The organism is Streptomyces sp. NPDC002206 (assembly GCF_053593595.1).
Map to the genome: position 1 here is coordinate 132,885 of NZ_JBSFCW010000011.1, position 25,472 is coordinate 158,356.

General features: G+C 69.5%; 24 protein-coding genes and 2 pseudogenes. 6 read left to right on the forward strand and 20 right to left on the reverse strand.

All coding sequences use genetic code 11. From position 1 onward, the window contains the following. Positions 1–116 precede the first annotated feature (116 nt). Entirely contained in the window at positions 117–344 is a 228-nt protein-coding gene (locus ACWCP8_RS21815) for a hypothetical protein (RefSeq protein WP_352268212.1), read from the forward strand. Here the strand turns inward: ACWCP8_RS21815 and ACWCP8_RS21820 are convergent. The 5 genes and pseudogenes from ACWCP8_RS21820 to ACWCP8_RS21840 form a co-directional block, all read right to left on the reverse strand. Further along, a complete protein-coding gene (locus tag ACWCP8_RS21820) occupies positions 331–1,758 on the reverse strand; it encodes an arabinose isomerase (RefSeq protein WP_451117562.1) in 1,428 nt (475 codons plus the stop codon). The two genes, ACWCP8_RS21815 and ACWCP8_RS21820, sit on opposite strands and share 14 nt — an antisense overlap. A 23-nt stretch (positions 1,759–1,781) precedes the next feature. Then, the gene (locus ACWCP8_RS21825) at positions 1,782–2,111 is read right to left on the reverse strand and encodes an L-rhamnose mutarotase (protein ID WP_329452363.1); all 330 of its coding nucleotides are present in this window, start codon (positions 2,109–2,111) and stop codon (positions 1,782–1,784) included. Positions 2,112–2,127: 16 nt separating this feature from the next. Continuing rightward, complete coding sequence (gene rhaS, locus ACWCP8_RS21830) at positions 2,128–3,216, reverse strand: rhamnose ABC transporter substrate-binding protein (RefSeq protein ID WP_356001645.1); 1,089 nt, start codon at positions 3,214–3,216, stop codon at positions 2,128–2,130. Between the two features lie 46 nt (positions 3,217–3,262). Continuing rightward, positions 3,263–4,249, reverse strand: coding sequence for an ABC transporter permease (locus ACWCP8_RS21835; RefSeq protein WP_451117565.1), 987 nt, complete (start codon positions 4,247–4,249; stop codon positions 3,263–3,265). Then, positions 4,246–5,064 (reverse strand): annotated as a pseudogene (locus ACWCP8_RS21840) (ABC transporter permease); the annotation flags it as partial. The gene ACWCP8_RS21835 and the pseudogene ACWCP8_RS21840, both read right to left, overlap by 4 nt. On the opposite strand from ACWCP8_RS21840, the gene ACWCP8_RS21845 reads away from it, so the two are divergent. Continuing rightward, positions 5,035–5,247, forward strand: coding sequence for a hypothetical protein (locus tag ACWCP8_RS21845; protein ID WP_451117677.1), 213 nt, complete (start codon positions 5,035–5,037; stop codon positions 5,245–5,247). The pseudogene ACWCP8_RS21840 and the gene ACWCP8_RS21845 sit on opposite strands and share 30 nt — an antisense overlap. Before the next feature lie 168 nt (positions 5,248–5,415). Here ACWCP8_RS21845 and ACWCP8_RS21850 read toward each other — a convergent pair whose 3' ends face one another. The 11 genes and pseudogenes from ACWCP8_RS21850 to ACWCP8_RS21900 all read right to left on the reverse strand — a co-directional run bounded on the left by ACWCP8_RS21850 (position 5,416) and on the right by ACWCP8_RS21900 (position 14,810). Further along, a complete protein-coding gene (locus ACWCP8_RS21850) occupies positions 5,416–6,252 on the reverse strand; it encodes an SDR family oxidoreductase (protein ID WP_451117567.1) in 837 nt (278 codons plus the stop codon). A 56-nt stretch (positions 6,253–6,308) separates the two neighbouring features. Then, on the reverse strand, positions 6,309–7,505 hold the full coding sequence (locus ACWCP8_RS21855; RefSeq protein WP_451117669.1) for a cytochrome P450: 1,197 nt from the start codon (positions 7,503–7,505) through the stop codon (positions 6,309–6,311). Between the two features lie 5 nt (positions 7,506–7,510). Beyond that, positions 7,511–8,077, reverse strand: a pseudogene (locus tag ACWCP8_RS21860) (FAD-dependent oxidoreductase); the annotation flags it as partial. Further along, positions 8,067–8,312: a ferredoxin gene (locus tag ACWCP8_RS21865; RefSeq protein WP_352268243.1), complete on the reverse strand. Its 246-nt coding sequence runs from the start codon at positions 8,310–8,312 to the stop codon at positions 8,067–8,069. The gene ACWCP8_RS21865 and the pseudogene ACWCP8_RS21860, both read right to left, overlap by 11 nt. A 172-nt stretch (positions 8,313–8,484) precedes the next feature. Beyond that, complete coding sequence (locus tag ACWCP8_RS21870) at positions 8,485–9,162, reverse strand: hypothetical protein (protein WP_352268214.1); 678 nt, start codon at positions 9,160–9,162, stop codon at positions 8,485–8,487. A gap of 328 nt (positions 9,163–9,490) precedes the next feature. Further along, complete coding sequence (locus tag ACWCP8_RS21875; RefSeq protein ID WP_352268215.1) at positions 9,491–9,952, reverse strand: zf-HC2 domain-containing protein; 462 nt, start codon at positions 9,950–9,952, stop codon at positions 9,491–9,493. A gap of 318 nt (positions 9,953–10,270) precedes the next feature. After that, positions 10,271–11,089 carry an ABC transporter permease gene (locus ACWCP8_RS21880; protein ID WP_352268216.1) on the reverse strand — a complete coding sequence of 273 codons (819 nt, stop codon included), beginning with the start codon at positions 11,087–11,089 and terminating at the stop codon, positions 10,271–10,273. Continuing rightward, complete coding sequence (locus ACWCP8_RS21885; protein WP_352268217.1) at positions 11,086–12,024, reverse strand: ATP-binding cassette domain-containing protein; 939 nt, start codon at positions 12,022–12,024, stop codon at positions 11,086–11,088. Before ACWCP8_RS21885 ends, ACWCP8_RS21880 begins: the two co-directional genes overlap by 4 nt. A gap of 149 nt (positions 12,025–12,173) precedes the next feature. Further along, the gene (locus tag ACWCP8_RS21890; protein ID WP_352268218.1) at positions 12,174–12,869 is read right to left on the reverse strand and encodes a response regulator transcription factor; all 696 of its coding nucleotides are present in this window, start codon (positions 12,867–12,869) and stop codon (positions 12,174–12,176) included. Beyond that, positions 12,841–14,100 carry a sensor histidine kinase gene (locus tag ACWCP8_RS21895; RefSeq protein WP_451117570.1) on the reverse strand — a complete coding sequence of 420 codons (1,260 nt, stop codon included), beginning with the start codon at positions 14,098–14,100 and terminating at the stop codon, positions 12,841–12,843. The genes ACWCP8_RS21890 and ACWCP8_RS21895 overlap by 29 nt, the downstream gene beginning before the upstream one ends. 215 nt (positions 14,101–14,315) lie before the next feature. Then, complete coding sequence (locus ACWCP8_RS21900) at positions 14,316–14,810, reverse strand: lamin tail domain-containing protein (protein ID WP_352268221.1); 495 nt, start codon at positions 14,808–14,810, stop codon at positions 14,316–14,318. 759 nt (positions 14,811–15,569) lie between these two features. On the opposite strand from ACWCP8_RS21900, the gene ACWCP8_RS21905 reads away from it, so the two are divergent. Then, positions 15,570–17,060, forward strand: a complete 1,491-nt coding sequence (locus ACWCP8_RS21905) for a UDP-N-acetylmuramoyl-L-alanyl-D-glutamate--2,6-diaminopimelate ligase (protein WP_356001627.1) — start codon at positions 15,570–15,572, stop codon at positions 17,058–17,060. Between the two features lie 109 nt (positions 17,061–17,169). On the opposite strand, the gene ACWCP8_RS21910 is transcribed toward ACWCP8_RS21905, so the two are convergent. After that, entirely contained in the window at positions 17,170–18,396 is a 1,227-nt protein-coding gene (locus ACWCP8_RS21910) for a cytochrome P450 family protein (protein WP_451117573.1), read from the reverse strand. A 107-nt stretch (positions 18,397–18,503) separates the two neighbouring features. Between ACWCP8_RS21910 and ACWCP8_RS21915 the strand changes: the two genes are divergently transcribed. Then, on the forward strand, positions 18,504–19,775 hold the full coding sequence (locus tag ACWCP8_RS21915; protein ID WP_352268224.1) for an FAD-dependent oxidoreductase: 1,272 nt from the start codon (positions 18,504–18,506) through the stop codon (positions 19,773–19,775). A gap of 155 nt (positions 19,776–19,930) precedes the next feature. Here ACWCP8_RS21915 and ACWCP8_RS21920 read toward each other — a convergent pair whose 3' ends face one another. Beyond that, a complete protein-coding gene (locus ACWCP8_RS21920) occupies positions 19,931–21,355 on the reverse strand; it encodes an amino acid permease (RefSeq protein WP_352268225.1) in 1,425 nt (474 codons plus the stop codon). 469 nt (positions 21,356–21,824) lie between these two features. On the opposite strand from ACWCP8_RS21920, the gene ACWCP8_RS21925 reads away from it, so the two are divergent. Then, positions 21,825–22,544 (forward strand): SDR family oxidoreductase, encoded by a 720-nt coding sequence (locus ACWCP8_RS21925; protein ID WP_352268227.1) that lies wholly within the window; start codon positions 21,825–21,827, stop codon positions 22,542–22,544. Positions 22,545–22,599: 55 nt separating this feature from the next. Here the strand turns inward: ACWCP8_RS21925 and ACWCP8_RS21930 are convergent, their stop codons facing one another. Together ACWCP8_RS21930 and ACWCP8_RS21935 are read right to left on the reverse strand one after the other, a co-directional pair. After that, a complete protein-coding gene (locus tag ACWCP8_RS21930; protein ID WP_352268228.1) occupies positions 22,600–23,361 on the reverse strand; it encodes an SDR family oxidoreductase in 762 nt (253 codons plus the stop codon). A 181-nt stretch (positions 23,362–23,542) separates the two neighbouring features. Continuing rightward, positions 23,543–24,016 (reverse strand): VOC family protein, encoded by a 474-nt coding sequence (locus tag ACWCP8_RS21935; protein WP_451117576.1) that lies wholly within the window; start codon positions 24,014–24,016, stop codon positions 23,543–23,545. Between the two features lie 482 nt (positions 24,017–24,498). Between ACWCP8_RS21935 and ACWCP8_RS21940 the strand changes: the two genes are divergently transcribed. Continuing rightward, positions 24,499–25,467 (forward strand): alpha/beta hydrolase, encoded by a 969-nt coding sequence (locus ACWCP8_RS21940; protein ID WP_352268230.1) that lies wholly within the window; start codon positions 24,499–24,501, stop codon positions 25,465–25,467. Positions 25,468–25,472 lie beyond the last annotated feature (5 nt).

The following is a 25,472-nucleotide window of genomic DNA, read 5'->3' on the forward strand; positions in this document are numbered from 1 at the left end:
CCGCCTCTGTGCCTCGGAGGGCATCGTGCGAGCGGCATCCTGCCCCTGGGGTGACGGGTCACCGCCCGCGGCGCGTACTCATCCATTATGAGCGGAGTGCTCCGCGCCTTCCTGGCGTGATTGCGGGTGACGCCCCGCTGCGCCCGCTTCGCGACCCGGGCGCTGCCGGGCTCGACCAGCACGTCCTGCTCATGCTCGGCTTCCTGTGCCGCGTCAGCCCCGGCTCCGACGGCGAAACCCGCGCCGACCACCTCATCAATCCTGTCGTCGACGGCCCGCGCCACGTCCTCGATGCCCACCAGGTGGCCCGCCGCCGGGCCCACGAGGGTGTCATCGGCCGGTGACTTCCACCAGTTCCAGACCGGCGAGGTCCGCCAGCGCCCGGAGTTCGGGCAGCAGCCGGCCGGTGGCCAGCGCCCAGTGGTGGCCGACTCCGCTCGCGCTCCAGGCGTCGGTCCACTCCCCCGGGTCGGTCCCGAAGTCCACCCGCGAGGTGGTGTTGCCGATCTGGAGCAGCGGACCCGCGACGACCTCGCCCTCGGAGGCGATCAGCCGGTAGCGGCCGTCGCGGGACTGGCCGAGCCCGACGAGGGTGACCGAGCCGTGCTTGACGTCGAACTCGACCGAGACGCCCCAGCCGCGCTTGCCGTGGTAGACACCCAGGCCCCGCAGCAGCGGCTTCCGCTCGCTGATGGCGAGGTGTCCCGGGCCGTCGTGCCCCATCTCCACCACGCCGTCACGGAAGTTGAGCGCCTGCAGCTCGGTGAACGAACCGCCCGCCCCCAGCCGGTCCGCGACCAGCATGGCGAGCGAGGTGCGCAGTTCGTACTCGCCGCACGTGGGCACGCCACGCGCGGTCAGCAGGGAGGAGCCGAGGATCATGCCCGCACCCAGCCGCTCGTGGATCTCGCCGTCGAGGCCGCGATGGTAGTACGCCAGGGAGTCCAGGTCGAAGTCCTCGACGAGCCGGTCGAGTCCGACGGACACCCGCGCGGCCCAGGCCAAATCGTCCTGGACAACGGATTCGGCCAGCTCGAACACCTCGCCCACGTCGGCGAGTTTGGCCTCGACCCCCTCGTCCTCGGCCTTCTCGACACGCACCCGCAGGTCGTCGAACTCCAGGACCTCGACGTGGCCGCCCAGATTGCCGGGGACCATCGTCAGGTCGGTGGACACGTCGTACATGCCCGGGTAGAGGTGACCCATCAGCCCGTGCCGTCCATGGCGCAGCACCGACCGTACGCCCGCGGCCCGGATCCACCGGCCGATGCGCTGCCAGGCGCGCTCGTCCTCCAGGTGTCCCGAGACGGAGCGGAAGGGAACTCCCGCGCGCTCGAAGGCGCCGGCCATTTCGGGGAGCGGGCAGGCACCGCAGTAGGCGAGCCAGGCGCCCGTGTCGAAGGACGCGTGGTCCATGGCCTCCGTGGGCTGGAGGTTGATGAGGAGTACGGGGGCGCCGCTGCGCTGGGCGATGGGCACCAGCATGGTGGCGGTCATATAGGTGGTGAGGAAGCCGACGATCAGGTCGCAGCCCTCGGCCCTGAGCTTCTCGGCCGCGACGGCGCCCTCCTGGGCGTCGGAGATGAAGCCCACGTCCACGACGTCCGCGTCGAACTCCCGCATCCGCTCGGTGACGCGGTCGGCGGAGCGCCGCAGCTGCGGGAGGAGGTCCGGGAACTGGGGCCAGTAGGCGCCGAGTCCGCCCGCGACGAGCCCGATCTTCGGCCTGCGGGCGGTGGCGGGAGTCCTTGCGGTCATGGGCGATCCCCTCCTGGGCCGGGTCACTGCGGTCGATCGAGGTGGAAGACTTCGGTGAGCGGTTTCATCGCCTCGTCCGGCTCGGCGCCGTCCAGGGCTTCGAAGAAGCCGGCCATGTCGGCCTGCCAGCGGGTGTTGACGTCCGTAGCAGCCATGGCGGCCTGCGCAGCCGCGAAGTCCTCGGTCTCCAGGTAGCCGACGAGCAGGCCGTCCTCCCGGAGAAAGAGCGAGTAGTTGTGCCAGCCGGCGGCGGAGAGCGCCGCGAGCATCTCGGGCCATACGGCCGCGTGACGCTCGCGGTACTCCTCCAGCCGCTCCTGCCGGACCTTCAGCAGAAAGCAGACGCGCTGCATCGGACGATCCCGGAACTCAGAAGTCGAAGTCGTCGATGTTGTTCTTGTCGAAGACGGTCGGCGGACCGAGGATGACCTCGCCGTCCTTGCCGATGGTGTACTCGCCGAGGTCACCGGCCTTGAACTTCTCGCCCTCCGCGCCGGTGATCCGGCCCGAGGCGAGAGCGGCGGCCGCGTACGAGCCGAGGTAGCCGAGCTTCTTGGGGTCCCACAGGGAGAACTGCTCGACCGTGCCGTCCTTGACGTACTTGCGCATCTGGTTCGGCGTGCCGAGGCCGTTGATGACGACCTTGCCCTTGTAGCTGGAGTCGCTGATGTAGCGGGAGGCGGCGGCGATGCCGACGGTGGTGGGCGAGATGATGCCCTTCAGCTTGGGGTAGGCCTTGAGCAGGCCCTGGGTCTCCTGGAAGGACTTCTGGTCGTCGTCGTCCCCGTAGGCGACCTTGACCAGTTTCAGCTCCTTGTACTCGGGCTTCTTCAGCTCGTCCTTCATGAACCCGATCCAGGTGTTCTGGTTCGTCGCGTTCTGGGTGGCCGAGAGGATCGCGATCTCGCCCTTGTAGTCGAGCTGCTTGGCGAGGTGCTGGACCTGGCTGCGGCCGATCTCCTCGGAGCTGGCCTGGTTGATGAACAGCTGGCGGCAGTCCTTGGCGGTGTCGGAGTCGTAGGCGACGACCTTGATGTCCTGCTTCATGGCCTGCTTGAGCGGACCGCACACCGCGTTGGGGTCGTTGGCGGCGATGAGGATCGCGTCCTGGCGCTGCTGGATGAGGGTGTTGATGTACGAGACCTGGGAGGAGGCCTTGGCGTCGGAGGGTCCGACCTCCTTGCCCGAGCCGCCGAACTCCTTGGCCGCGCCGATCCCCGCGTCGTCGACGATCTTCTCGTACGGGTTGTTGATCTGCTTCGGCAGAAAGGCGAGCTTGAGGCCTTTCTTCAGCGGCGCATTCGGGTCGGCCTTGGCGCTGCTCGCTGCCTCCTTGGACTCGTTCTTGGTGTCGTTCTTGGTGGTGCCCGAGCAGCCGGCCAGCGTGACGGCGAGGACACAGGCCGCAGCGGTGGCTGTGAGGGTGGCACGGCGGCGCGTGCGGGAGTGCGCAGACATGATGGCGTCCCTTTCGGAGGGCAGGAGTTGAGGGAAGGAAGGGGAGCTAGGCGGAGGCGGTCGCGGCGCGCCGGTGGCGGCGCTCGGAGACGGCGGCGACAACCCGCGGAGTGAGGACGGAGGCCACGAGCAGCAGGCCGGTGACGATCACCTGGATCTCGTTGGACACGTCGTTGAGGGTGAGGAGGTTGTTCAGCAGCCCGATCAGCAGCACACCGGCGACCGCGCCGCCGAGGGTGCCCCGCCCGCCGTCGAAGTCGACGCCGCCGAGCAGCACCGAGGCGATGACGACCAGTTCGAGTCCGACCCCGTTGTCGGCGCGGGCACTGCCGTACCGCAGGGTGTAGACGATCCCGGCGAAGGAGGCCACGAAGCCTGTGAGGACGAACAGCACCAGTTTGATGCGCTTGACCCGGATGCCGGCGAAGTAGGCCGCGTCCTCCTGCGCGCCGATCGCGTACAGCGACCTCCCGAAGGCCGTGCAGTGCAGGACGACGGCGGCGATGACGGCCAGGACGCCGAACAGGGCGACGGGGTAAGGGATGAAGGTGCCCGGCACGGTCCGGGTGTAGGTGGCCCACTGGGAGTACGTCTCGGGGAAGTCGGCGACCGCCTTGTCCCCGAGGACGACGGAGGCCAGGCCCCGGTAGAGAGTGAGCGTGCCGATGGTGACGGCGAGCGAGGGCAGCCCGACGCGGGTGACGAGCCACCCGTTGAGGAGGCCGCCGAGCGCGCCGACGAGCAGACACAGGGGCACGATCGTCTCGAAGGCCCAGCCGGCCTCCCACAGCGAGCCGGCGAGCGCGCTGGAGAGTCCGAGCATGGAGGCCACGGAGAGGTCGACCTGTCCCGCGACGACGAGCAGGGTCATCGGCAGGGCGATCAGGGCGATTTCGGCGGTGTCGTCGAGGGCGGCGGAGAGGTTGGCGGTGTCCGCGAAGCCCTCCGTCGTACCGGATCCGGCGAGGAAGACGGCGATCAGGAGCACGCCGACGACGGTGTCCCAGCGCAGGTATTTGACGAGGGTGTTCATCGTCGGCTCCTCTTCCTCAGCGCGCTGGTGGTGCGCAGGTTCACGATGCGGTCGGTGGTGATGGCCGCGAGCAGCAGCACACCGGTGATGGCCTGCTGCCAGAAGGAGTCCACCTTCAGGACGACGAGGGCGCTGCCCATCGTGGTGAGCAGCAGCGCGCCGAGCGCCGCGCCCCAGACCGTGCCGACGCCGCCGGTGATGGCGATGCCGCCGACGACGACCGAGCTGACGACGGTCAGCTCCCAGCCGTTCGCGGCGTCGGCGACGACCGTGCCGAAGCGGGCGAGCCACAGCGCCCCGGCAAGGCCGGCGACGGCGCCGGAGAAGGCGTACGCGGCGAGCACCCGGCGGCGGATGGGGATGCCGGCCAGGCGGGCGGCCTCGGGGTTGGACCCGATCGCGTACAGCTCCCGGCCGCTGCGGTAGGTCCGCAGGTAGTAAGCGGTGCCGACCAGAACGGCGGCGGAGATCAGCGGCAGATACGGGATGCCGAGGACACTGCCGCTGCCGAGGCCGAGCACGTCGTCGGGGACGTCGGCGGCGTTGATCTGCTCGCCGTGCGCCCAGGCGTGGTCGATGCCCTGGATGACGTAGAGCATGCCGAGGGTGACGACCAGCGCGGGCACCCGGCCGAAGCTGACCAGCAGGCCGCTGACCAGGCCGCACAGGACGCCGAGCCCGATGCCGAGCAGGACGACGGTCAGCGCGCTGTGGTCCGTGCCCGAAACGAAGCTGCCGCAGGCGAAGGCGGTGAGCCCGACCACGGAGCCGACGGACACTCCGGCATGAACGGTGTCAGCGACAACCAGGAGACCACCACGGTCCAGAACTGGACCGACATCCGCAACTGGGCCAACTCGCACCACACAGCGCGCATTGCCTTCCGGTCCGTCAACCGCGACCACGGCTGCCCCGGCGGCGGCCTGCAGGAGACCTGCTCGGGCATCGCCCGGAGCGACTGGCAGTTCACCTCCATCACCGCCTGCTTCACCGGCTGACCGGGAATCCAACAGCCGGTTGGGTACCCGGACTTCGGGTGCCCCACCGGCATGGCGCTCGACAGATCCGCCGTCGGTCCGCGCACCTGCGGCCGGGCTCCGCCACATCGCCGCACAGCGTGGGCCGGCGCTTCACCACTCCGCATCCGGGCCGGCCGGTGTCGGCGCCTACGTGCTGCTCCGTGGGTTCGTACGCGCCAGAACGTCGCGTACGGCATCCGTGGGCACGCCGGAGCCGGCCCGGCCGGCCGCTCGCACCCTCGTGCCGCCGTCGACGAGCAGGTCCGTGCCGGTGACCCAGTCCGCCTCGTCGGAGACCAGCCACAGCACCGCACGCGCCACGTCATTTGGCTCGCCGATCCGGGCCAGGGGCAGGCTCCGGGCGATCCTCTCCTCGTCCCGCTCCCACACGAATCGCGCCATCTCGGTGCGCACCAGCCCCGGCGAGACGGCGTTCACCCGTAGGCCGGGCGCCGGCTCACCGGCGAGCTGGCGGGTCAGATGCAGCAGGGCCGCCTTGCTCGTGCCGTACGCACCGACCTGCGGCCCCACGCCGTGTGTGCCCTCGGTGCAGATGTTGACGACTGCGCCGCCGTGCTCGCGCATCCATGCCCGCCAGGCGAGCTGGATCAGGCGCAGCGGCGCCTCCACGTTCACGGCAAAGGCGTCGCGCCAGACCTCGGGCTCCGCCTCCATCAACGGGCCGAACGGGGCATTGGTCCCTGCGTTGTTGACGAGGATGTCGAGCCGGCCGAACTCCCGCACCGCGAGATCCGCGCACGCCGCCAGGTGCGCGGGATCCGCGACCGAGCCGGCGCAGCCGACCGCCGTGACGCCGGTGGCGGCGAGCCGGTCCACGGCCACGTCCACTCCCGCGGGGTCGCGTGCGGTGATGCAGACCATCGCTCCCGCCGCGCCCAGGGCCTGCGCCGTGGCGAGGCCGATCCCCCGGGAGGCACCGGTGACCAGGGCCGCCCTTCCGTCGAGTTCCGATGATGACGTCATCTTCGTACCGTCTCATGACGGACCGTCAAAAAGGCGTGTGCGTAGGTGCGAACTACTCACTCCCAGGACCCACCGTGTACAGCTGTCGACGCGTCGATTCGGCCCTGCTGGGGGCGCAGGCCGTCGAACGTGATGTTCAGATGGCGGGGGCCGCGCAGGACCGCGTTCTGCCGGTAAGGGGGTGGGTCCTCCACCAGACGGGGGTTGTCGAGCCTGCGGGCCAGCTCGGTCAGGGCGAACTGCGCCTCCAGCCGGGCGAGCGGTGCGCCGAAGCAACTGTGGATGCCGCTGCCGAAGCCGAGGTGCTGGATGTCCTGGCGGTCCGGGTCGAACCGCTCGGGGTCCTTGAAACGCTCCGGGTCCCGGTTTCCGGCGGCCAGGACGAGCCAGATCGACGAGCCCTTAGGGATGGTGACCCCGCGGACCGCGATGTCCGCGATGCACGTGCGCTGCGGCACCAACTGCACCGGCGGCTCGTAACGCAGCAGTTCCTCGACGATGTCGACGGCGAGGCGCGGATCGTCCCGGAGCCGCTGAAGGACATCCGGGTGACGCAGCAGGGTGAGCATCCCGTTGGTGATCAGGTTGACCGTCGTCTCATGGCCGGCGATCAGCAGCAGGGCAGCGGTGCTGAGCACCTCCATCGTCGTCATCGGACCGTCCGGTCCATGGCTGGTCACCAGCTCGGAGAGCATGTCGTCACCGGGTGTCTTGCGGCGCTCCTCGACCAGCCCGGCCAGATACATGCCCAGTTGCATCCTGGCCTCGTGCGTGACGCGGTTCCGCTCGGTGGGGTCGTCGCCCGGAACCGGGTCCAGGCCGGCGGCGATGGTGTCCGCCCACGAGTGGAAGCGCGCCTCGTCCTCCCGCGGCACCCCGAGCAGCCGGCAGATCACGGTCACGGGAAAGGGGTACGAGAACTGGTCGACCACATCGATCCGGTCCGTGTCCCCGAAGCCGGCGATCAGGTCCGAGACGATCCCGGCGAGCTCGCCACGCATGTCGTGGACACGTCGGGGGCTGTGCGGTGGACCGAACGGACGGTTCGTCATCCGACGCAGCCGGTCGTGCTCCGGAGGGTCGAGCCGCAGGAAGCTGGGCGGCAGAGCCGTCTCCTCCTCCTGCTCGGTCAACTCGTCGCCGCCGTGCGCGGTGAGATTGGAGGCGTCGGAGCTGATCCGCGGGTCGTGGAGCAGGCTCTGGATGTCCCAGTACGTGCTGATGACGAACGGGCCGCCGTCCTCTTCCTGCAACACCGGGGTCTTGCGGAGTTCCGCGTACAGCGGATACGGAGATCACGCGCGCGGCAGGCGGACGCGATCTCCGAGCCGGTGAAGCCGGCGCCGATCACGAACACCCTGCGGGGCGAGGCCATCAGCCGCCGCTGCAGCCCGGCCGCGTCGTCACGCGTCCGCAGGACGAAAACGCCGTCCAGCTCGGCCTCCGCCTGGCGCGGCCACGGCCTGGCCCGTACACCGGTCGCGATGAGCAGCCGGTCGTACTCCACCTCGTCGCCGTCGGCCAGCAGCACCCGCTTGGCCGCCATGTCCAGCCCGGTCGCCGCCACACCGAGTCGCCACTTCGCTTCCACCGATCGGCGCCGGGGCAGCTCGGTATGGGCCGGCGCCGCCTTGCCCAGCAGTACCGACTTGGAGAGCGGCGGCCGGTCGTACGGCTCGTACGGCTCGTCACCGATCATGGTGAGCGAGCCCTCGAAGCCCTCGTCGCGGAGCGTCTCGGCCGCCCGCAGGCCGGCCGGCGAGGCGCCCACGATCACAATCCGGCCCTCGCGCCTGAACCACGTCAAGAATGCGTCAGCGGCCATGGAACTCCTCCTCGGCCGGCGCGGCAGCCATCTCTCCCGGTGCGTCCAGTGCGTCGGCCAGAATGGCCTGGACGGGGCACGCCGCGACGGCCCGCGCCACGTTCTCGCGCTGCTCCTCGTCGGCCCGTGGGTTGTAGGTGAGCGCCTCTTCGCCGTGCATGGCGAAGACATCGGGCGCGAGGAAAGCACATTGCGCGTATCCCTGACATTTGTTGAGATCGACGACAAGCCTCATCGACGCTCCGCCCCTTCCGGCAGCCTGGTCCGGCACCGTCCGCGCCTGCTCGGCGGCGCCCGGACAGCGGGTCTTCTCCCCCACGCCAGCATCGAAGGACCGGTGGGTTCGGCGCTCGCCCAGGCGAGCCGAAGGAGTGAGCGTGCCCGCAATTTCGGGGCCGCAGGCGCGGTCAGGCCGCCTTCGCTCCATCGGGCCCGGGGGCGCGGCTGACCACGAGAATGTAGATGCTGACGATCAGTGACCAGAGCGGGAAGACCAGCTCGGACCAGGCGATGGCGGACGCCACGAAAAGCAGCGTCAGGGCGACGAGGAGGCCCAGCAGGGTGAGCCACCGAGAGAAGATCCCGAGGCGATACCCCAAGGTCGACGTCGTGAGCGTGAACACCGCGGCCATCCGCATCGCGTAGTCCGTCAGCAGCGTGTAGGCGAAGTGGCGGCCGAAGTCCCAGGACGGCAGCCCGGGGTCGTTCCCGGACGGAGTCCCGACGGACAGCACGCCCGCTGCGGCCGCGGCCGCCCCGAACATCGAAGCCACGAAGATCAGACCGCTGCCCAGGAAGACGGTGGCGACAAACTTGTCCTCCGCGTCCCCGACGTGCGCGCGCAGCACGCCCACGAACCACAGAAAGAAAATGCCCGCGAAGGGGACGAGCGCGAGCGCCGTCTTCACCGCGTTCCGGCGCGAGGAATCGTTGAACCCTCGGACCGTGACCGCGCCGGCCCCTTCGGGGATCGCCAGCCGGATCAGGATGATGGCGGCTGCGAGCAGTACCGCGAAGACGACCCCGGCCAGTCCTGCCGCCCGCGGAGTCTGCAGCGCCTGCCTCTTCGTCCTCTGCGTCTCCATGAGCGCTCGCTTCCTCTCCCGGGGGACCCTGGGACCAGCAAGCAGCCGTTCTGTGCGGTCGCGCCACCTGGAGGCGGCCGAACGGCAGTCCGCCGTACCCGTCGAGGGAGAAGCGGTGGGGGGACATGTGTACGGGGCGGCCGTACGGAACACTTCCCCGGCCGGAGACGGCGACGGCCACTCCTGCGGGCCCACGGAACGTCTCCGACCTCGCTCGTCGCCGTGCTCGTGCTGCCTGGCGCGTGGGCCCGGCTCGGACCCGGCACCGCGGCACTCACCGCCTCCACCGTTCCCCGCGGCCCGGACGGGGCCGTCGAGCACCCCTGCCTCAGCCGGACGCGGCCGGCCACGGTGTGACCACCGGGCGGAGAGACTGAGGCGTGGCCGCCCCGTCTGCCGTTGCCCGGGGGCCCGGGGCATTTCTGCCTGCTCGCTCGCTCGGCTCGCCTGACGCCCGCATCCTGCTCAGCAACTGGGTGAGCGTGAGCGGCGTGCCCAATATCGCGCGGGCCGGACGACGTCGGCGGAGCTGCTGACGTGAGGTGTGGCAGCCCTCGGCCGGGGCGGGCACGTACCTCTGCTGCCGTCGCCCGATGTCTCGGGCCAGAGCGTCGCGGAGCATGGGCAGGTGTGCGGATACCGCTGCGAGGCAGTCGTGCTCGTCCCGGCAGGCGGGGCAGGTGGTCAGGTGGGCGCAGACCCGGGCGGCTTCCTCGGGGGCGAGAGCGTTGAGTGCGTATCCGGAGAGCAGCTCACGGATGGTGCGGCATTCCTGGGGCGAGGTGAACATGATGGTTCCTCTCCGTGCTGGGAGGGTCCGCGCGGTCGGCGCGGCCACGGGGTTCAGGCGCGGGCGTCATCCTGCGTATCGCTCGGTGACGTCCACGGCGGATGTTGTCTGTTAGTGGTGCTGTTCCTGAGGGGCGTGGGTCGCCTTCGATGTGTGCACGAGTCCGATGGGGTTCGGCTACCGGCTCGTGCCCTGGCGAGGAACAGCAGCATGGTGATCCAGAAGGTTCGGCCATGGACCGGGGATGCGGTGGGCGGGCTCCGTCCGCAGCGGGTCGATCGGGCCGCAGGGTCCCGCAACGACTTCCTGCTGCGCCGGTCAGGCGTCTCGTCGCTTGAGGAGCCAGGCGGCGACGCCCAGGAGGGCGGCTGCGTATCCGGCGAACAGTGACAGCCCTGTCCAGGGGGCCATCGCGGGATCGGGGACGACGGAGAGCATGGCTTGCCCGGCATTGCTGGGCAGGTAGGGGTTGACGTGCTGAGCCCAGTCGGCCGGAAGCAGGGCTCCCAGTCCGGGCAGGATGAGCAGGATGCCCACCAGTGCGGCAATGGCTCCCTCAGAGCTGCGGATGATGGCACCCAGGGCGACGCCGAGCAGTCCGACGACGGTGAGGTAGAGGGCGGTACCGAAGACCACACGGGTGACGCCGGGGTCGGAGAGATGCGTGGACAGGTGAGTGTGAGCGGAGGACAGGACAGCCTGGCCACCGGAGAAGGCGGCGAAAGAGGCCGCGGTCATCAGGACGAGGACGACGCCGGTGAAGACGGCTGTCTTGGCCGCCAGCATGGGCAGCCGCCTGGGGACGGCCGTGAGGGTGGCGCGGATCATTCCGGTGGAGTACTCGCCCGTGAACATCAGGACGCCGAGGACACCGATGGCCAACTGCGCGGGCCGGTACATGCTCAGGCTGACCTCGGCTCCGTTGAAGTGCGCCAGTTCCCGCGCGCTGAGGTCGCCTGCCCGCAGATGAGTGACCAGCATGCCCAACCCGACCATCGCGGCCACGGCGGTCAACAAGGTGATCGACGTGGAGCGCACGGTGCGCAGCTTGATCCATTCGGACCTGAGTACCCGGAGCAGGGTCACCTTGCCGGGGCGCACTGTCGCGCCGAGCGGGCGCGTGAGGATCGTGGTCATGACGCGCTCCTTGCTGCGACCGGTTCGCCGGCGGTGGTGGAGCGGTACTCGACCGCGTCCCGGGTCAGTTCCATGAATGCCTCCTCCAGGGAGATCCGCTGGGGAGAGAGTTCGAGCAGGGTGAGCCCGTGGTCGGCGGCGGTGCAGCCGATCTGGTCGCTCGTCAGGCCGGTTACATCCAAGGTGTAAGGCGCGCAGGTGGTGAGGGTGACGTCCGGACCCGCCAGCAGACCTTTCAAACGGTCGATGTCCGGGCAGCGCACGCGCACCACGGTGCGGGCCGCGCTGCGGGTGAATTCCTCGACCGAGGTGTCGGCGATGAGCCGCCCGCGGCCGATGACGACAAGATGTTCGGCGGTGAGCGCCATCTCACTCATCAAATGCGACGAGACGAACACCGTTCGCCCCTCCCCCGCCAGGCTCTTGAGAAGATTCCGGATCCACCGGATGCCTTCCGGATCGAGGCCGTTGACCGGCTCGTCGAGGATGACAGTGGCGGGGTCGCCGAGAAGCGCGCTGGCGATGCCGAGGCGCTGGCCCATGCCCAGGGAGAAACCGCCCGCCCTTTTGTTGGCGACCTCGCGCAGGCCGACGAGGTCGATGACCTCGTTCACGCGCCGACGGGGGATGCCCGTCGTGGCGGCCAGGGCCAGCAGGTGGTGGTAGGCGGTGCGGCCGGTGTGGGTGGCGCGGGCCTCCAGCATCGCCCCGACCTCGTGCAGGGGAGCTTCGTGGAGTGCGTAAGGGCGGCCGTTGACGGTGACACGCCCGGCGGTGGGGGCGTCCAGGCCAAGGATCAGCCGCATGGTGGTGGATTTGCCGGCCCCGTTGGGACCGAGGAACCCCGTCACGATGCCGGGGCGGACCGTGAAGGACAAATCCTCGACGGCTGTCTTGCTGCCGTACCTCTTGGTAAGGCAGTGGGCTTCGATCATGGCGAAACCTCCGTTCACCACCTCACTCTCGCCCGTGACCGGCCCCTCGCACATCGTCCCCGTGCAGCGATTCCCGGCTACCACGTCCGCGGTACTGGGTACATCGGCCTACGGCTGGGACAGAACGCCGCACGTACCCGTACCGGCGACTACACGGACGTCGACGGACCGCTCGGCTCCATCGCCGGGCTCACCAGTCCGCACTGGTAGGCGATGACTACGAGCTGGGCACGGTCACGGGCATCCAGCTTGGTCATGGCCCGGTTGACGTGGGTCTTGGCGGTCAGCGGGCTGATGAACAGGCGATCGGCGATCTCGTCGTTCGACAGCCCCATTGCGACGAGTGCCAGGACATCGCGTTCCCGTGGCGTCAGGCAGGCCAGCCGCTCGTGCATGGCCGCCGGGCATGCTTCCGGCTGCATCAGAAATCGCGTGATCAGCGCTCGGGCGGCCGACGGGCACAGCAGCGCCTCCCCGCCGGCGACCGTGCGGACAGCGTCGAGAAGCTCCTCGGGCCGCGCGCCTTTGCCGAGAAAGCCGCTCGCACCCGCACGCAGGGCCTCGGCGACGTACTCGTCGTCCTCGAAGGTGGTCAGGATGAGGACCTTGACCCCCGCGAGGTCCTCCGACTCGCTGATCAGCCGCGTCGCGGCGAGGCCGTCCATCTCGGGCATGCGGATGTCCATCAGGAGCACATCGGGGTGCTGCGCATGCGCCAGCTCCACTGCCTCGCAGCCGTTGGACGCCTCGCCCACGGTCTCCATGTCGTCCGCAGAATCGAACAGCATCCGGAAGGTGCCCCGAAGCAGGGCCTGGTCATCGGCCAGCAGTACGCGGATCGTCATACCCATCTCTCCTCGGCGGTCCGTCCGCTGCCCGACTGCCTGTTGCCGTGGCGGCTCGCAGGGGCAGATCGGCAGTCACAGCGAAGCCGCCCTGCGGGCGGGCTCCCGCGTACAGCGTGCCGCCGACGATGGCAGCCCGCTCGCGCATCCCGATCAGCCCGTGGCCGGTCCCCTGGCGGGGTTGGTGGTGGTGCGGGCCGACGCATCCGTCGTCCTCGACGGTGATCGTCAGCCACTCGGGGCGGTAATGCAGAAACAATCGGGCGTGCTCAGCACCAGCGTGCTTGTGCACATTGGTCAGTGCCTCCTGCACGATGCGGTACGCGGCCAGGTCCACCGCCGGCGCCAGCGGTTCGCTGATACCGCGCTGGCTGTGCCTGACAGCCAGACCGGCACCTTCGAACGACGCGAGCAGGTCCGGTAGCTGTGTCAGGCCCGGCATCGGATCGCGTGGCGCCGCCGGGTCACCGGTCTGCCGCAACAGGCCTACGGTCGCACGCAGTTCATCCAGCGCCGACCGGCTGGTGTCCCGGATGTTCTCCAGGGCGGCGAGTGTCTGCTCCGGCTGCCGCTCCGCGATATGGACGGCGACGCCTGCCTGAGCGTTGATCAGGGCGATGTGATGCGCGACGACGTCGTGCAGCTCGCGCGCGATCCGGACCCGCTCGGCCGCCACCCGCTGCTGCGCCTCCTGCTCACGGGTCCGCTCCGCGTGTTCCGCCCGTTCCTCCACGGCCGCCACATAGGCGTGGCGTGACCGCACGGCGTCGCCGATGGCGGCCGCCAGAGCCGTCCATGCCAGCATCACCGCCTTCTCCGGCTCCAGCCATGATCCCGGGGCGAACACCAAGGCCGCGCCCACCAGGACGGCAGCCGTGGCAGCCGCCGTGGTCCAGGTGGTGCGCCGGTCGGTGCGCACGGCCACGGTGTAGAGGGACACCACGACCGGGCTGGACACCAGCGGACTCTCCCGGAACCCGAGCACCTGAAAAGCCACCCCGCAGCCGACCGCGACAGCCAGTACGCCGAACGGGTGGCGACGTCGCCACATCAACGCCGCGCAGCCGACCGCCGCCAGCACCACGCCTGGCCACCGGAACGAGATCCGGTGCTCGTCCGGCACAACAGCAGAAGCCACAACCGACAGCCCGAACAGCACGGCCGACACCAGCGCGTCCACCGCGCCGGGCCGGGCTCGCGCTTCCCGCTTCCAACCGTTGATCACTGCCATCTCACCACCGTAAGCGCGGTGACCGGGCCGGGCATCGTCTCGGTGCGGCAGCGCCGCCCCCTGAGCACACTGCTCGATCCGCAGTGGACGATGTGAGAATCGCGCCGCCGGCCGCTGACCGGAGCACCGGATGACAGTGGGACGTCCCGCCGGGGAACCGGCGGCAGAGCACTCGCTCTCTGCCGCCGTTCCCATCGGTGGGCAGCAGTGGTGCGTCAGCCGTGGTAGGTGATGTAGCCGTTGCGGTCGGGGTCGGAGCCGGTCTTGGTGTAGGAGTGGACGTCCGCCCGGCTTCCTGACGGCTTGTACAGGTAGATGGTGTCCTTGTCGTTGTTCCAGATGAAGTTGCAGTTCTGGCGGTAGACGACGTTCTTGGCGTCGGAGTCGGTGCCGTGGCCGCCCCGCAGCTTTACGTAGTCGCCGGGCTGGAGGTAGTGGCCGGCCGAAAAGGTGAAGCGATTGCCGGTGGCGTCCTTGACGACGTAGCCCTTGAGATTGATGGTCGCCGTCGACGAGTAGTTCTTGATCGTCAGGTACTCGTCCTTGGTGTTCCCGGTGGAGCAATTGTTGGAGTCCGAGCCGGGCGCGTCGTACTGGACACCCTTGACCTTCAGCGCCGACGAGTACTCGGCTGCCTGTGCCGGAGCGACGGCAACGACCGCGATGGCTCCGGCAGCGGCGACAGTGGATATGGCATGGCGTATGCGCATGAGGAATCCCCCCAGTGATGCGGATAGAGCGCCTGGAGCATACACAATCCGTGATGCCTAGGTGTCGAAAGGGTGATGAATGTGTGAAGGCAGCCGTGCAGGACATGCCCGGAGTCGCTCAAGCACAGGCACAGCTGACGAGTCGGCAGACCTGGCAGACCATGTCGGCCGAGCCGAATCCGCCGAGCAGGGCCGCTCGCGACTCCGCGTTCGTCGCCCGGGATTTCGCCGTGCCGCCCGGCATCGCCGCAGCGGGTGCCCGGCGAAAGACTCGCATCGACGGCATCCTGCTGAGCGCTGCCACCGCTTCGTCGGGCTCGCAACTCGTGTGCGATCAGCCCGAGCTGCGCACCGAACTGCGGCGATGCAACGCGCACGCGAACCGACCGGCCGGTCGAGGCGAGCAGAGCGGATTCAGGGCCCCTCCATGGGACGTACACTCCACCCATGGGCGACACACACGCAGTGAGGGAGTGCCCGCGACAGGCCCCTCACGTGCTGGGCCCTGTTGCGCCCAAGGCGCGCTGCCGTGCGCTGCACGGTCACGGCTAGCCAGGCACTCACGGTCTTCACGGTTTCAGTGCCGATCGTCTGATCCGCACCTCCTCCCATCGCTTCCGCTCCGCCCATGGAGCGCTTCTCCACCCCCTTCGCTGTGCGTTCCGCAGCACCCCACACTCGCGCAGCTCCTCGGCGTGCCGTCGGCATCCCCTTCGGCGACGGCCGAAGGCGCGTGCCGCATTTTCGAGAGGACCCTGTATGAAGTTGAGGGAGTTGCTGGCCGGTCACGATCACGAGGTCCTCCTGGGCGATCCGGATACGAGGATCAGCGCAGGAGCCTGTTTCGACGCTCATCGCGTTTCACCGGGTTCGCTGTTCATCGCCGTGCCCGGTCACCGGGAAGGGGGGCCCGAGGCCGTCGGCTCGGCACTGGCACGTGGCGCTGTGGCGGTACTCGTCGACAGGACAGCGCCCGATCTCCCGGCGGCAGTATGGGCATCGGCGGGCGAGGCATGCGTCGTCCGAGTGCCGGACACCCGGGTGGCAGCGGCGGTCGTCACCTCGCGCTACTACGGCGAACCCGGTCAGGACATGGACATGGTGGCCGTGACCGGCACCAACGGGAAGACCTCGGTGTCGTACATGGTCGAGTCCGTCCTGAGGATCGCCGAAGGCGCGAAGGTGGGCGTGATCGGGACATCGGGCAGCCGCATCGGCGACGAACTGATCCCGATGCCGCGCTCGGTGTTGACCACACCGGAATCGCCGGACTTCCAGTACCTGTTGGGACACATGCGCGACCACGAGGTGGGCACCGTCGTCCTGGAGGCCACCTCGATGGGCCTGCTGAACCACCGGGTGGACCGTGCGTTCATCGACGTGGGGATCTTCACCAACCTCACGCAGGACCATCTGGACGACCACGGCACCATGGAGAACTACCGCGACGCCAAGCTCCGCCTCTTCCAGGGGCTTTGCCGGCTCGCAGTGGTCAACGCCGACGACCCCGTGGGGGCCGGGATCGGGCGGATCATGCCGGGCCCGGTCACCACGTACGGCATCGACGCGGAGGCCGACTACCGGGCGACGGACCTGAGCATGAACGCCTTCGGTACGCGCTTCACCCTCCACCACGCGGGAAGCAAGTACCCCGCGGCGATCCCGGTGCCCGGCCGGTTCTCGGTGGCCAATGCGCTGGCCGCCGTAGCGGCCTGCCACCTCCTGGGGCACGACCTGGCGGGTCTGGTTGCCGCACTCGACCGGATGCCCCCGGTCCCCGGGCGGCTCGAACGCTTCGAGACCCCCCACGGTTCGTCCGTGATCGTGGACTACGCCCACTCTCCCGACTCCCTGGACAAGGTGCTCTCCGCCATCCGGGACTTCGCGCCGGGCCGGGTCATCACCGTGTTCGGCTGCGGGGGCGACCGGGACGCCACCAAGCGCGCGCAGATGGGCGAGATCGCCGGAACCCACTCCGATCTGTGTGTCCTCACCTCGGACAACCCACGGAACGAGGACCCCGAGGCGATCATGGACCAGATCACGCCGGGCCTCGTGGCCACCGGCACCCGGTTCGAGAGGTTCGCAGACCGCCGCCGGGCCATCGCCTTCGCCCTGTCCGCCGCCGGTCCGGATGACATCGTCCTGGTTGCGGGGAAGGGCAGTGAGCCGTACCAGATCGTCGGTGAACAGCTGATTCCGTTCAGCGACATGGCCACGGTGCGCGAACTCGCAGCCGCGCAGGAGTAACAGGCGGCCGTCTCCGGTCGCCCTCGCTCGCACCATGCCGCTGCTGAGGTGGTGCCGAGAGAGGGGGCGAAGGGTTTGTGCGCCGGAACGCTCTCGGATTCCGGCGCTCTCAGCCGGCGCCGCCGGAGGCGAAGGTGACGGGCAGACGCTCGGGGCCGCGCAGCCCACCCGGCCGCCAGCGCAACTCGCCCGGTGGCACGGCCAGCGCGAGGTCCGGGAGGCGGCGCAGGGCGGTTCCGATGGCGATCTGACCCTCCAGTCTGGCCAGCGGTGCTCCCAGGCAGTAGTGGATGCCGTGCCCGAACGCAAGGTGGGCGGTGTCCCGCCGGGTGATGTCCAGCCGGTCCGGATCGGAGAACCGTGCCGGGTCGCGGTCCGCGATGGCGGAGGCGATCAGCACGGTCGCGCCGCACGGGATGCTCACGCCCGCGATCTCGACGTCCTCGCGCGCGAACCGGGCGATGCCGGGGTTGACCGGTCCGTCGTAGCGCAGGAATTCCTCGATCGCGCCCGGCAGCAGCGCCGGGTCGTCCCGCAGCATCTCGAGCTGACAGGGGTGGGCGAGCAGCGCCGCGATGCCGCCGCCGATCAGGTTGACGGTGGTGATGTATCCCGCCACCAGCAGCAGGAACGACATGGCGATCAGCTCGTCCTCGTTCAGCTGCTGCTCCTCGTCCCTGGCGGTGATCAGCGCGCCGAGCAGATCGTCCCCGGGCCGGGCCCGTTTGGCTTCCAGGAGCTTGGTCAGGTACGCGTGCATCCGCTGCCATGACTCGTCCACGAGTGCCGGGTCCGGAGGTTCCGCCCCTCGCAGGAGCATGTCGTCCGTCCACCGCTGGAAGTCGTACCGGTCCTCCATGGGCACGCCGAGCAGTTCGCTGATCACGGTGACCGGCAGCGGAAGCGCGAAGTCCGCGACGAGCTCGGCCCGGCCGGTCGGCGCGACCGTGTCGAGCAGCCGGTCGCTGATCTCCTGGATACGGGGCCGCAGCTCGGACACCCGGCGCGCCGTGAACGCCCTGGAGACCAGACGGCGCAGGCGGGTGTGGTCGGGCGGGTCGGAGCGGAGCATGTTGCTGATCATCGACTCGCGTTCCGTCACGGGCAGCTGCCGCAGCAGCCGGGGATCCGACGCGTCACGGACGTCGCTGCTCAACCGGGGGTCCGCCAGGGCCGCGAGACCGTCGTCGTACCGCGTGACCAGCCACGCCTCCAGGCCGCCGGCGATCACGGCACGGCGCACCGGGCCCTCCTCGCGCAACTGCCGGAAGAGCGGGAAGGGATCCGCGACGAAGGCCGGGTCGCCGTAGGGCAGAAGGACCGGCTGCTGGCTCATGATGCCTCCAGGGATACATTGCGACCCTTTAGTGGGGACTTGTAAGAACTGAGGGTATATCTACCGATATGACTGACCCCGGGATTTCGCCGAAGGGAGCGGTGGCGATGGAGCGGACCACGTGCTGCGTGGTGGGAGGCGGCCCCGCCGGTATGGTCCTCGGGCTGCTGCTGGCCCGGGCGGGGGTGGCGGTCACGGTCCTGGAGAAGCACGGCGACTTCCTGCGCGACTTCCGAGGTGACACCGTGCATCCGTCCACCCTGGCGCTGCTGGAGGACCTGGGGCTGGCCGAGCGATTCAGCCGGCTGCCGCAGCGGCGGGTGACGACCGTCCAGCTGCCGCTCGGCCCGGACCGTTCGCTGGTCACCGTCGGAAACATCGGCGCGCTGCGGGGCAAGTACAACTACATCGCGATGGTGCCCCAGTGGGATCTGCTCAACCTCCTCGTGGACGAGGCCGGGCGGGAGCCGTCCTTCTCCGTGCGGATGAATACCGAGGCGACCGCCTTCCTCATGGAGCGCACGGGGGTTCCCCCTGGTCGAGCGAAGCCGAGAGCTCGGGGGAGGGTCACGGGGGTCCGGTACCGCACGTCCGACGGCCGTACCGGTGAGCTGCGAGCCACCCTCACCGTGGCCTGCGACGGCCGGTCCTCGCTGGCCAGGGCGTTGCCCGAACTGGGACTGCGGAAGTTCACCTGCCCGATGGATGCCTGGTGGTTCCGGCTGCCGCGGCGTGAGGACGACCCGCACGGGCTCGTGGGAGGTGTCGGCGACCGGTTCTTCAGCGCCATGATCGACCGCGGGGACTACTGGCAGTGCGCCGCACTGATCCCCAAGGGAACCGACACCCAGCGTCGCGCCGCCGGTCTCGACCGGTTCATGGGCGAATTCACGGCTGCCGTCCCCTGGCTCGCGGACCGGGTGCACGCGCTCGGGTCATGGGACGACGTGAAGCTGCTCGACGTACGGCTCGACCGCCTACGGCGCTGGCACCGCCCGGGACTGCTGTGCATCGGCGACGCGGCACACGCGATGTCACCGGTCTTCGGCATCGGCATCAACCTCGCCGTCGAGGACGCGGTGGCCGCCGCCCGGTATCTCGTCGAACCGCTGCGCGCGGGCGCGGTCGACCTGCGGACCGTCCGCCGCATCCAGTGCCGCCGCCGGCCGACCACCGCCGCGACGCAGGCCCTGCAGCGCTTCGCCCACACGAATGTCCTCGAACCGGTCCTGTCGGGCCGCCCGCCGTTCGGCAGCCGGAAGCGCGCCCAGCGGCTGAGTGAGCTCATCACGACCTCACGGTGGCTGAACCGCCTGCCGGCGTACTTCCTCGCCTATGGCGCCCTGCGCGAACGCCCGCCGGCCGCGTCGGTGCGCTGAGCGGGACACCTTGCGTCGGCGGGACCGACACCACACCCACCCCGCTTCCCGCACGCGGCCGTACTGCGCCTGATGCCCCGCCGACACATCGAGCACATGCATTCCGACGCGCCCGTCCACACCTGGCCGGTCGGCTGACCCGCCCCGCCGAGGCGTCAGGCTCGAGCCCTGCGGGCCGACATCCATGCGTAGACCAGGACACCTGCGAAGAGGAACAGCACACCCTGGTAGACGGCGGCGTAGCCGGAGCCCGCCAGGAGCCACATGGAGAAGCCGAAGGCGGCCAGCGCGAGCACGGCGTCACGCGCGAGCCGGGCCGGGCGGACCCGGTCGCGCTGCCCCGACACGAGGAAGTACAGCTGGGCCGCCGTCGCGAGGAGGTACGGGACGGTCGCGGTGAAGGTGGTGACGAGCACCAGGATCTCGAACACGCGAGCCGTCCCGGCCATGTAGTTGTAGACGGTCAACAGCGAGGCGAGGACAACCGTGACGGTCACGCCGAAGGTCGACACGCCCCGACGCTTCACCGCGAAGCGTGCCGGGAACAGGCCGTCGCGGGCTGCGGCGTACGCGGTCTGGGCGCTGAGCAGCGTCCAGCCGTTGAGGGCGCCCACGATCGACACCAGCGCCGCGCAGGCGACCGCCGCGCCGCCCCACGTGCCGCCGAACATGGCGTTGACGGCGTCGGTGAAGGGGGCGCTGGAGGTGAGCAGCTTGTCGTGCGCGACGGTACCGAAGACTGCGAGGGTGCCCAGCAGATACACCAGCGCCGCGCCGATGGTGCCGAGGACGGTCGCCCGCCCGACGTTGTGCCGCGGGTTTCGCACCTCACCCGCGCAAACCGCCGCCGACTCGACGCCGAGGTAGCTGAAGAGCAGGATCGCGGCGGACGCGGAGACCGCGCCGAGGGCGCCACCTTCCGTGGCCTGGAAGGGACCGAGGTTGTCCGGGTCGAAGAAGAACAGCCCGCCGATCGCGACCAGCAGCAAGGGCACGAACTTCAGCACGGTGGAGACGAGCTGCACCGCGCCGACGTATCGGGTCCCGGCGAGGTTGGCGAGAGCCGGCAGCCACTGCACGACGAGTGCGGCGGTCATCATCAGCCACGGCGAGCCGTGCAGGGGCAGCAGCACGTCCAGGTAGCCCACGGCGGTGACGGCGAGCGCAGCGTTGCTCACCCAGGAGGTGATCCAGTACGACCAGGCGGCCAGGAAGCCCGCGAAATCGCCGAAGGCCTCGCGCACATGGACATACGGCCCACCGGTGCGCGGGTCGCGCTGCGCGAGCCGCCCGAAGACGAGCGCGAGCGCGATGGCACCGACGGTGAGCACGCCGAAGGCGACGAGGCTGATGGTGCCGTACGGGGCGACGGACACGGGGAGCAGGAAGATGCCGCCGCCGATGATGTTGCCCATGACCAGCGCGGTGGCGACCGGAAGCCCGAAGCGCCGGGCGTGCCGGCTGCTCCCTCCCCGCTCCGGGGACGGAAGGTACCCCGCCCGGGCGGAGGCCGGACCCGGAGCCGGGGCAGGGCTGCCGGGGGCCGGAGCCGATTGCGAGACGGTTCCGGTGTCGTGCATGAGGATGGTGCGCCTTTCATCGTGCTGGGTACCGTCGCCTGCCCCACGGGGCAGAGCCACGGCCCCCGGCCCGTGCAGCGGCGGCCCAGCGTGCGGGCGCACGCCTGCTGCGGGAGTCGCCGGGGGATCCACCCCATGCTCGGATATCGGACACCGCACACCAAATCGCCGATGAATGTTCACCGAGGTGGTGACCGCGGCCGAAAATCGGACGGAACCGGGCCTGTGTGGCCGCGCATCCTCCGCCACAGGTTCGAAGACTCCGGCGGTCGCCGTTAGTCGGGATCGATCGGCACCTGTGCCCTTGACGATCATCCGGTGAAGCACCCCCGGACCACCGGGCCGCCCGCGGTCCGGGTGGTGACGGACACCAGGGCGATATACGTTCGGAGCGGATCGCGCTGCGCCGTCGCAAACGTCGCGACGGCCTGTCTTCGGTCCTGCAACCCATCGCCGGGGAGGTTCTCCCATGAAGGTCCAAGGGTCTGTCGCTTTCGTCACCGGAGCAAACCGCGGACTCGGTGAGCAATTTGTGCGGGCGCTCTTCGATGCCGGAGCAGCCAAGGTCTATGCGGGATCCCGCGACCCCGCAAAGGTCACCGTGCCCGGGGCGATCCCGGTCGCAGTCGACATCACCGACCACGAATCCGTGCGCGCGGCAGCCGCGCAGGCCCAGGACGTGACGCTCCTTGTCAACAACGCCGGCTCGACGACCCGGGCGGACGTGCTCGAGTCCGACCTGGACGCCTTCCGGAAGGAGTTCGAGACGCACGTTGTCGGCACCCTCGCCGTGAGCAGGGCCTTCGCCCCCGTACTCGGACGCAACGGCGGCGGCGCCCTGGTCAATGTTCTGTCCGTGCTGTCCTGGATATCGATCCCGGCCAGCGCCGGATATGCCGCGGCCAAGTCCGCCGAATGGTCGATGACCAACGCCTTGCGGGTGGCTCTTGCGGAACAGGGCACGCAGGTCACCGCCCTGCACGTCAGCTACATGGCGACGGACATGGTCGCGCATCTGACGGGCCCGAAGTCCGATCCCGCCATGGTGGCCCGCGCGGCCCTCGACGGTGTCGAGGCCGGACTGCACGAGGTGCTCGCCGACGACGTCAGCAAGCAGGTCCAGGCAGTGCTGCCCTTGGGCCCGGAGGCGCTGTATCCGCAACTCGCCGGCCGCCCGGCGCTGATCTGATCTCCTTGTCCACGGGGCATTTCGCCTCGTCCCGGAGATGCGCCTCCCTGGTAAGTCAGTGGGAGAGGAGCTGCTGGCCGCCGTCGACGTCGTACGTTCCGCCGGTGAGTGCGTCGTTGCACATGATGTGTACGGCCAGAGCGGCCACGTCAGCCGGGACGACGACCCGTCGGATGGGAAGCGTGGCGCGCAGCTCCTCGCGCCGGGCATCGAGCTGATCGCCCAGGAGCGAGGCCGACAGGGGCGTGTCGACGAATCCGGCAGCGATGAGATTGACCCGGATCGGCGCCAGTTCGAGCGCCAGGTTAGCGGTGAGGGCGGGCAGAGCCGCGGTGACAGCGGACATGACGGCCATGCCGACACCGGGGCGCCGACCGCCGGTGCCGCCGATGAACAGCAGCGTGCCTCCGGCTCGGACCTTGTCACGGCTGTAGAGGGCGACCGCGAGGGTCATGGCGAGGCGCTCCTCGAAGGCGCGGCGGGCGGCAACGAGGTCCATGCCTTCCAAGGGCATGTAGAAGGGGCCGCCGGCTGTGACCATCACATGGTCGACCGGACCGGGCAGATCCTGGAAGAACTGCTCGAGACGGTCGGTGTCGGTGGCGTCGAACGCTGCTGTGCCAAGAGGGTGGAGCTCGAGCGCAGCCTCCTGCAGCCGTTCGGGGTTGCGGCCGACCAGGACGACCTGTCCGCCGCGCGCGCGTACCTGGCGGGCGGTTTCCAGTCCGATACCCGCGCTGGCGCCGATCACCACGACGGTCCGGTCGGCGAGGTCGGGTCGGCGTCGGGTGCCGGGATCGCTGGGTGCGTCAGTCATGACGCACCGCCGCCGCCGAGGAAAGTCACGCCACAGCCGTGGTTCGGTCTGCTGCCCGTCATCCGTACCTCCGGGTATCAGTCTCTGGTCCAGTAGTCGCGCTTCAGGCCGCAGATCGCCTGCCTGTCAACGCAGTTGCCTGCACTCCATGCCCGTCGCACTTCGGGTGACTGACGTGGTGTCAGCGGCCAGGGGCCCGCTTCTTCACCTCCTGGAGCACCCAGCCGTTACCATCCGGGTCGCTGAAGGTGGCGTAGGAGCCGTAGTCGGCACGAGCGGGGTGCGGGCCACCCACCCGTCCCTCGTCCCCGGCGCCGTGGGTGACCTCTCCGGCATCGTGACCGTGGTGGAAAATCCCTCCGGCATCGTGGAATACCTCGCCCACTTCGACGCCGCGGCCGATGAGCTCCGCGCGGGCCTCCTCGATGTCGAAGACGATGAGGTACAGGCCCTGGGACGAGCCCGGCGCGACGGAAGTGACCCCCTTGCCCAGGATGATCGAACACTCGGAGCCGGGCGGCGTGAACTGCACCACCCGGTAGTCCTCACCGGCGACGAGGTCGATGTCCAGCCGGAAGCCCGCCGCCTGGTAAAAGCTCTTGGCTCGATCGACGTCGGAGACGGACAGCACGATGACTTCGAGTTTCAGATCCATGCGGATGTCCTTCTTGACGTCGGAGAATCCCGCACCCCGTGCGTCGCCGGTTCGACGTGCGGCGATCCTCACATGAGGCAGCGCCGACGGCGGTCCCGACCCGCCGACCCGACCACCGCGTCCACGCACCACGCCCACCGACGTGCGGCACTGATCACCGCTGCGCCCGGCCCGGTGACGGCCTTGCACGCGCCCCTGATCATCAAGCCAGGAGCCGTCCGCGCACGCGATCTTCCGAACTGGCTGCGCGGGTTCGGCTCATTTCGCCCGATCCAGCAGCATGACCCCAGTCCGGCGGCACACCCGCCAACCCGGGGCTCCCAACGGTGATGCCGCCGAATCAACTACTGGCCGTGGCGCTTGCTGTCCTTGTGTATTCGCCAGGAGGTCCCGTTGCACACCGGACCCTTCCGTGAGAACACGGATGAGTAGGCAACGAGCGAATGGATTCGTTTCTGCGAGTCCGACTTGGAGGCACTTCCATGGTTGACCTGCCTGATCCTCCCCCTCCCCGTCTCGAGTCGGCTGCCCAAGAACTGGCCGACGCGACCAGCCCCCACCCGCGCATCTACGAGGTCCCGCCCGAACAGGGACGTGACATCCTTGCCGGCCTCCAGACCGGAGAAGGCGTCGAGAAGCCCAACATCGACGAACAATGGGTGACCATCGACGCCGGCCAGTACGGGCAGGTGCGTACTCGCATCATCAAGCCGGCCGGGGCGACCGAACCACTGCCTGTCATGCTCTACATCCACGGCGCGGGCTGGGTGCTCGGAGACGAGAACACGCACGACCGCTTGGTCCGTGAGCTGGCGACAGGCGCAGATATGGCCTGCGTGTTCCCGGTCTACGACCGGGCACCGGAATCGAAGTACCCGACCCAGATCGAGCAGAACTACGCGGTGGGCTCCTGGATCGTCCAGCACGGCGCCGAGCATGGCCTGGACGCCTCACGCCTGACTGTGAGCGGCGACTCGGTCGGCGGTGACATGGCTGCCGTCTTCGCCCTCATGGCCAAGGACCGCGGAGAGATCGACGTCAAGGGCCAGGTGCTGCTGTATCCCGTCACGGACGCCGACTTCAACACGGCGTCCTATCTGCAGTTCGCCGACGGCTACTACCTCACACGCGACGGCATGATGTGGTTCTGGGACCAGTACGCGGACTCCAACCAGCGAAAGGAGCCCTACGCCGCACCCCTGCAGGCAAGCCTGGATCAGTTGAAGGGCCTGCCGCCCACCCTGGTCATCACCGACGAGGCGGACCCCTTGCGCGATGAGGGTGAGGCCTACGCCGCGAAGTTGAGAGAAGCAGGCGTGGACGTCACCGCGGTGCGCGTCGAGGGCATGGTGCACGACTTCCTCATGCTCGACAGTCTCCGCGACTGCAACGCCACCAACGTCGCGCGCCACCTCGCCATCGACGCCCTGCGCACGAGCGTCGCCGCCTGACGCCG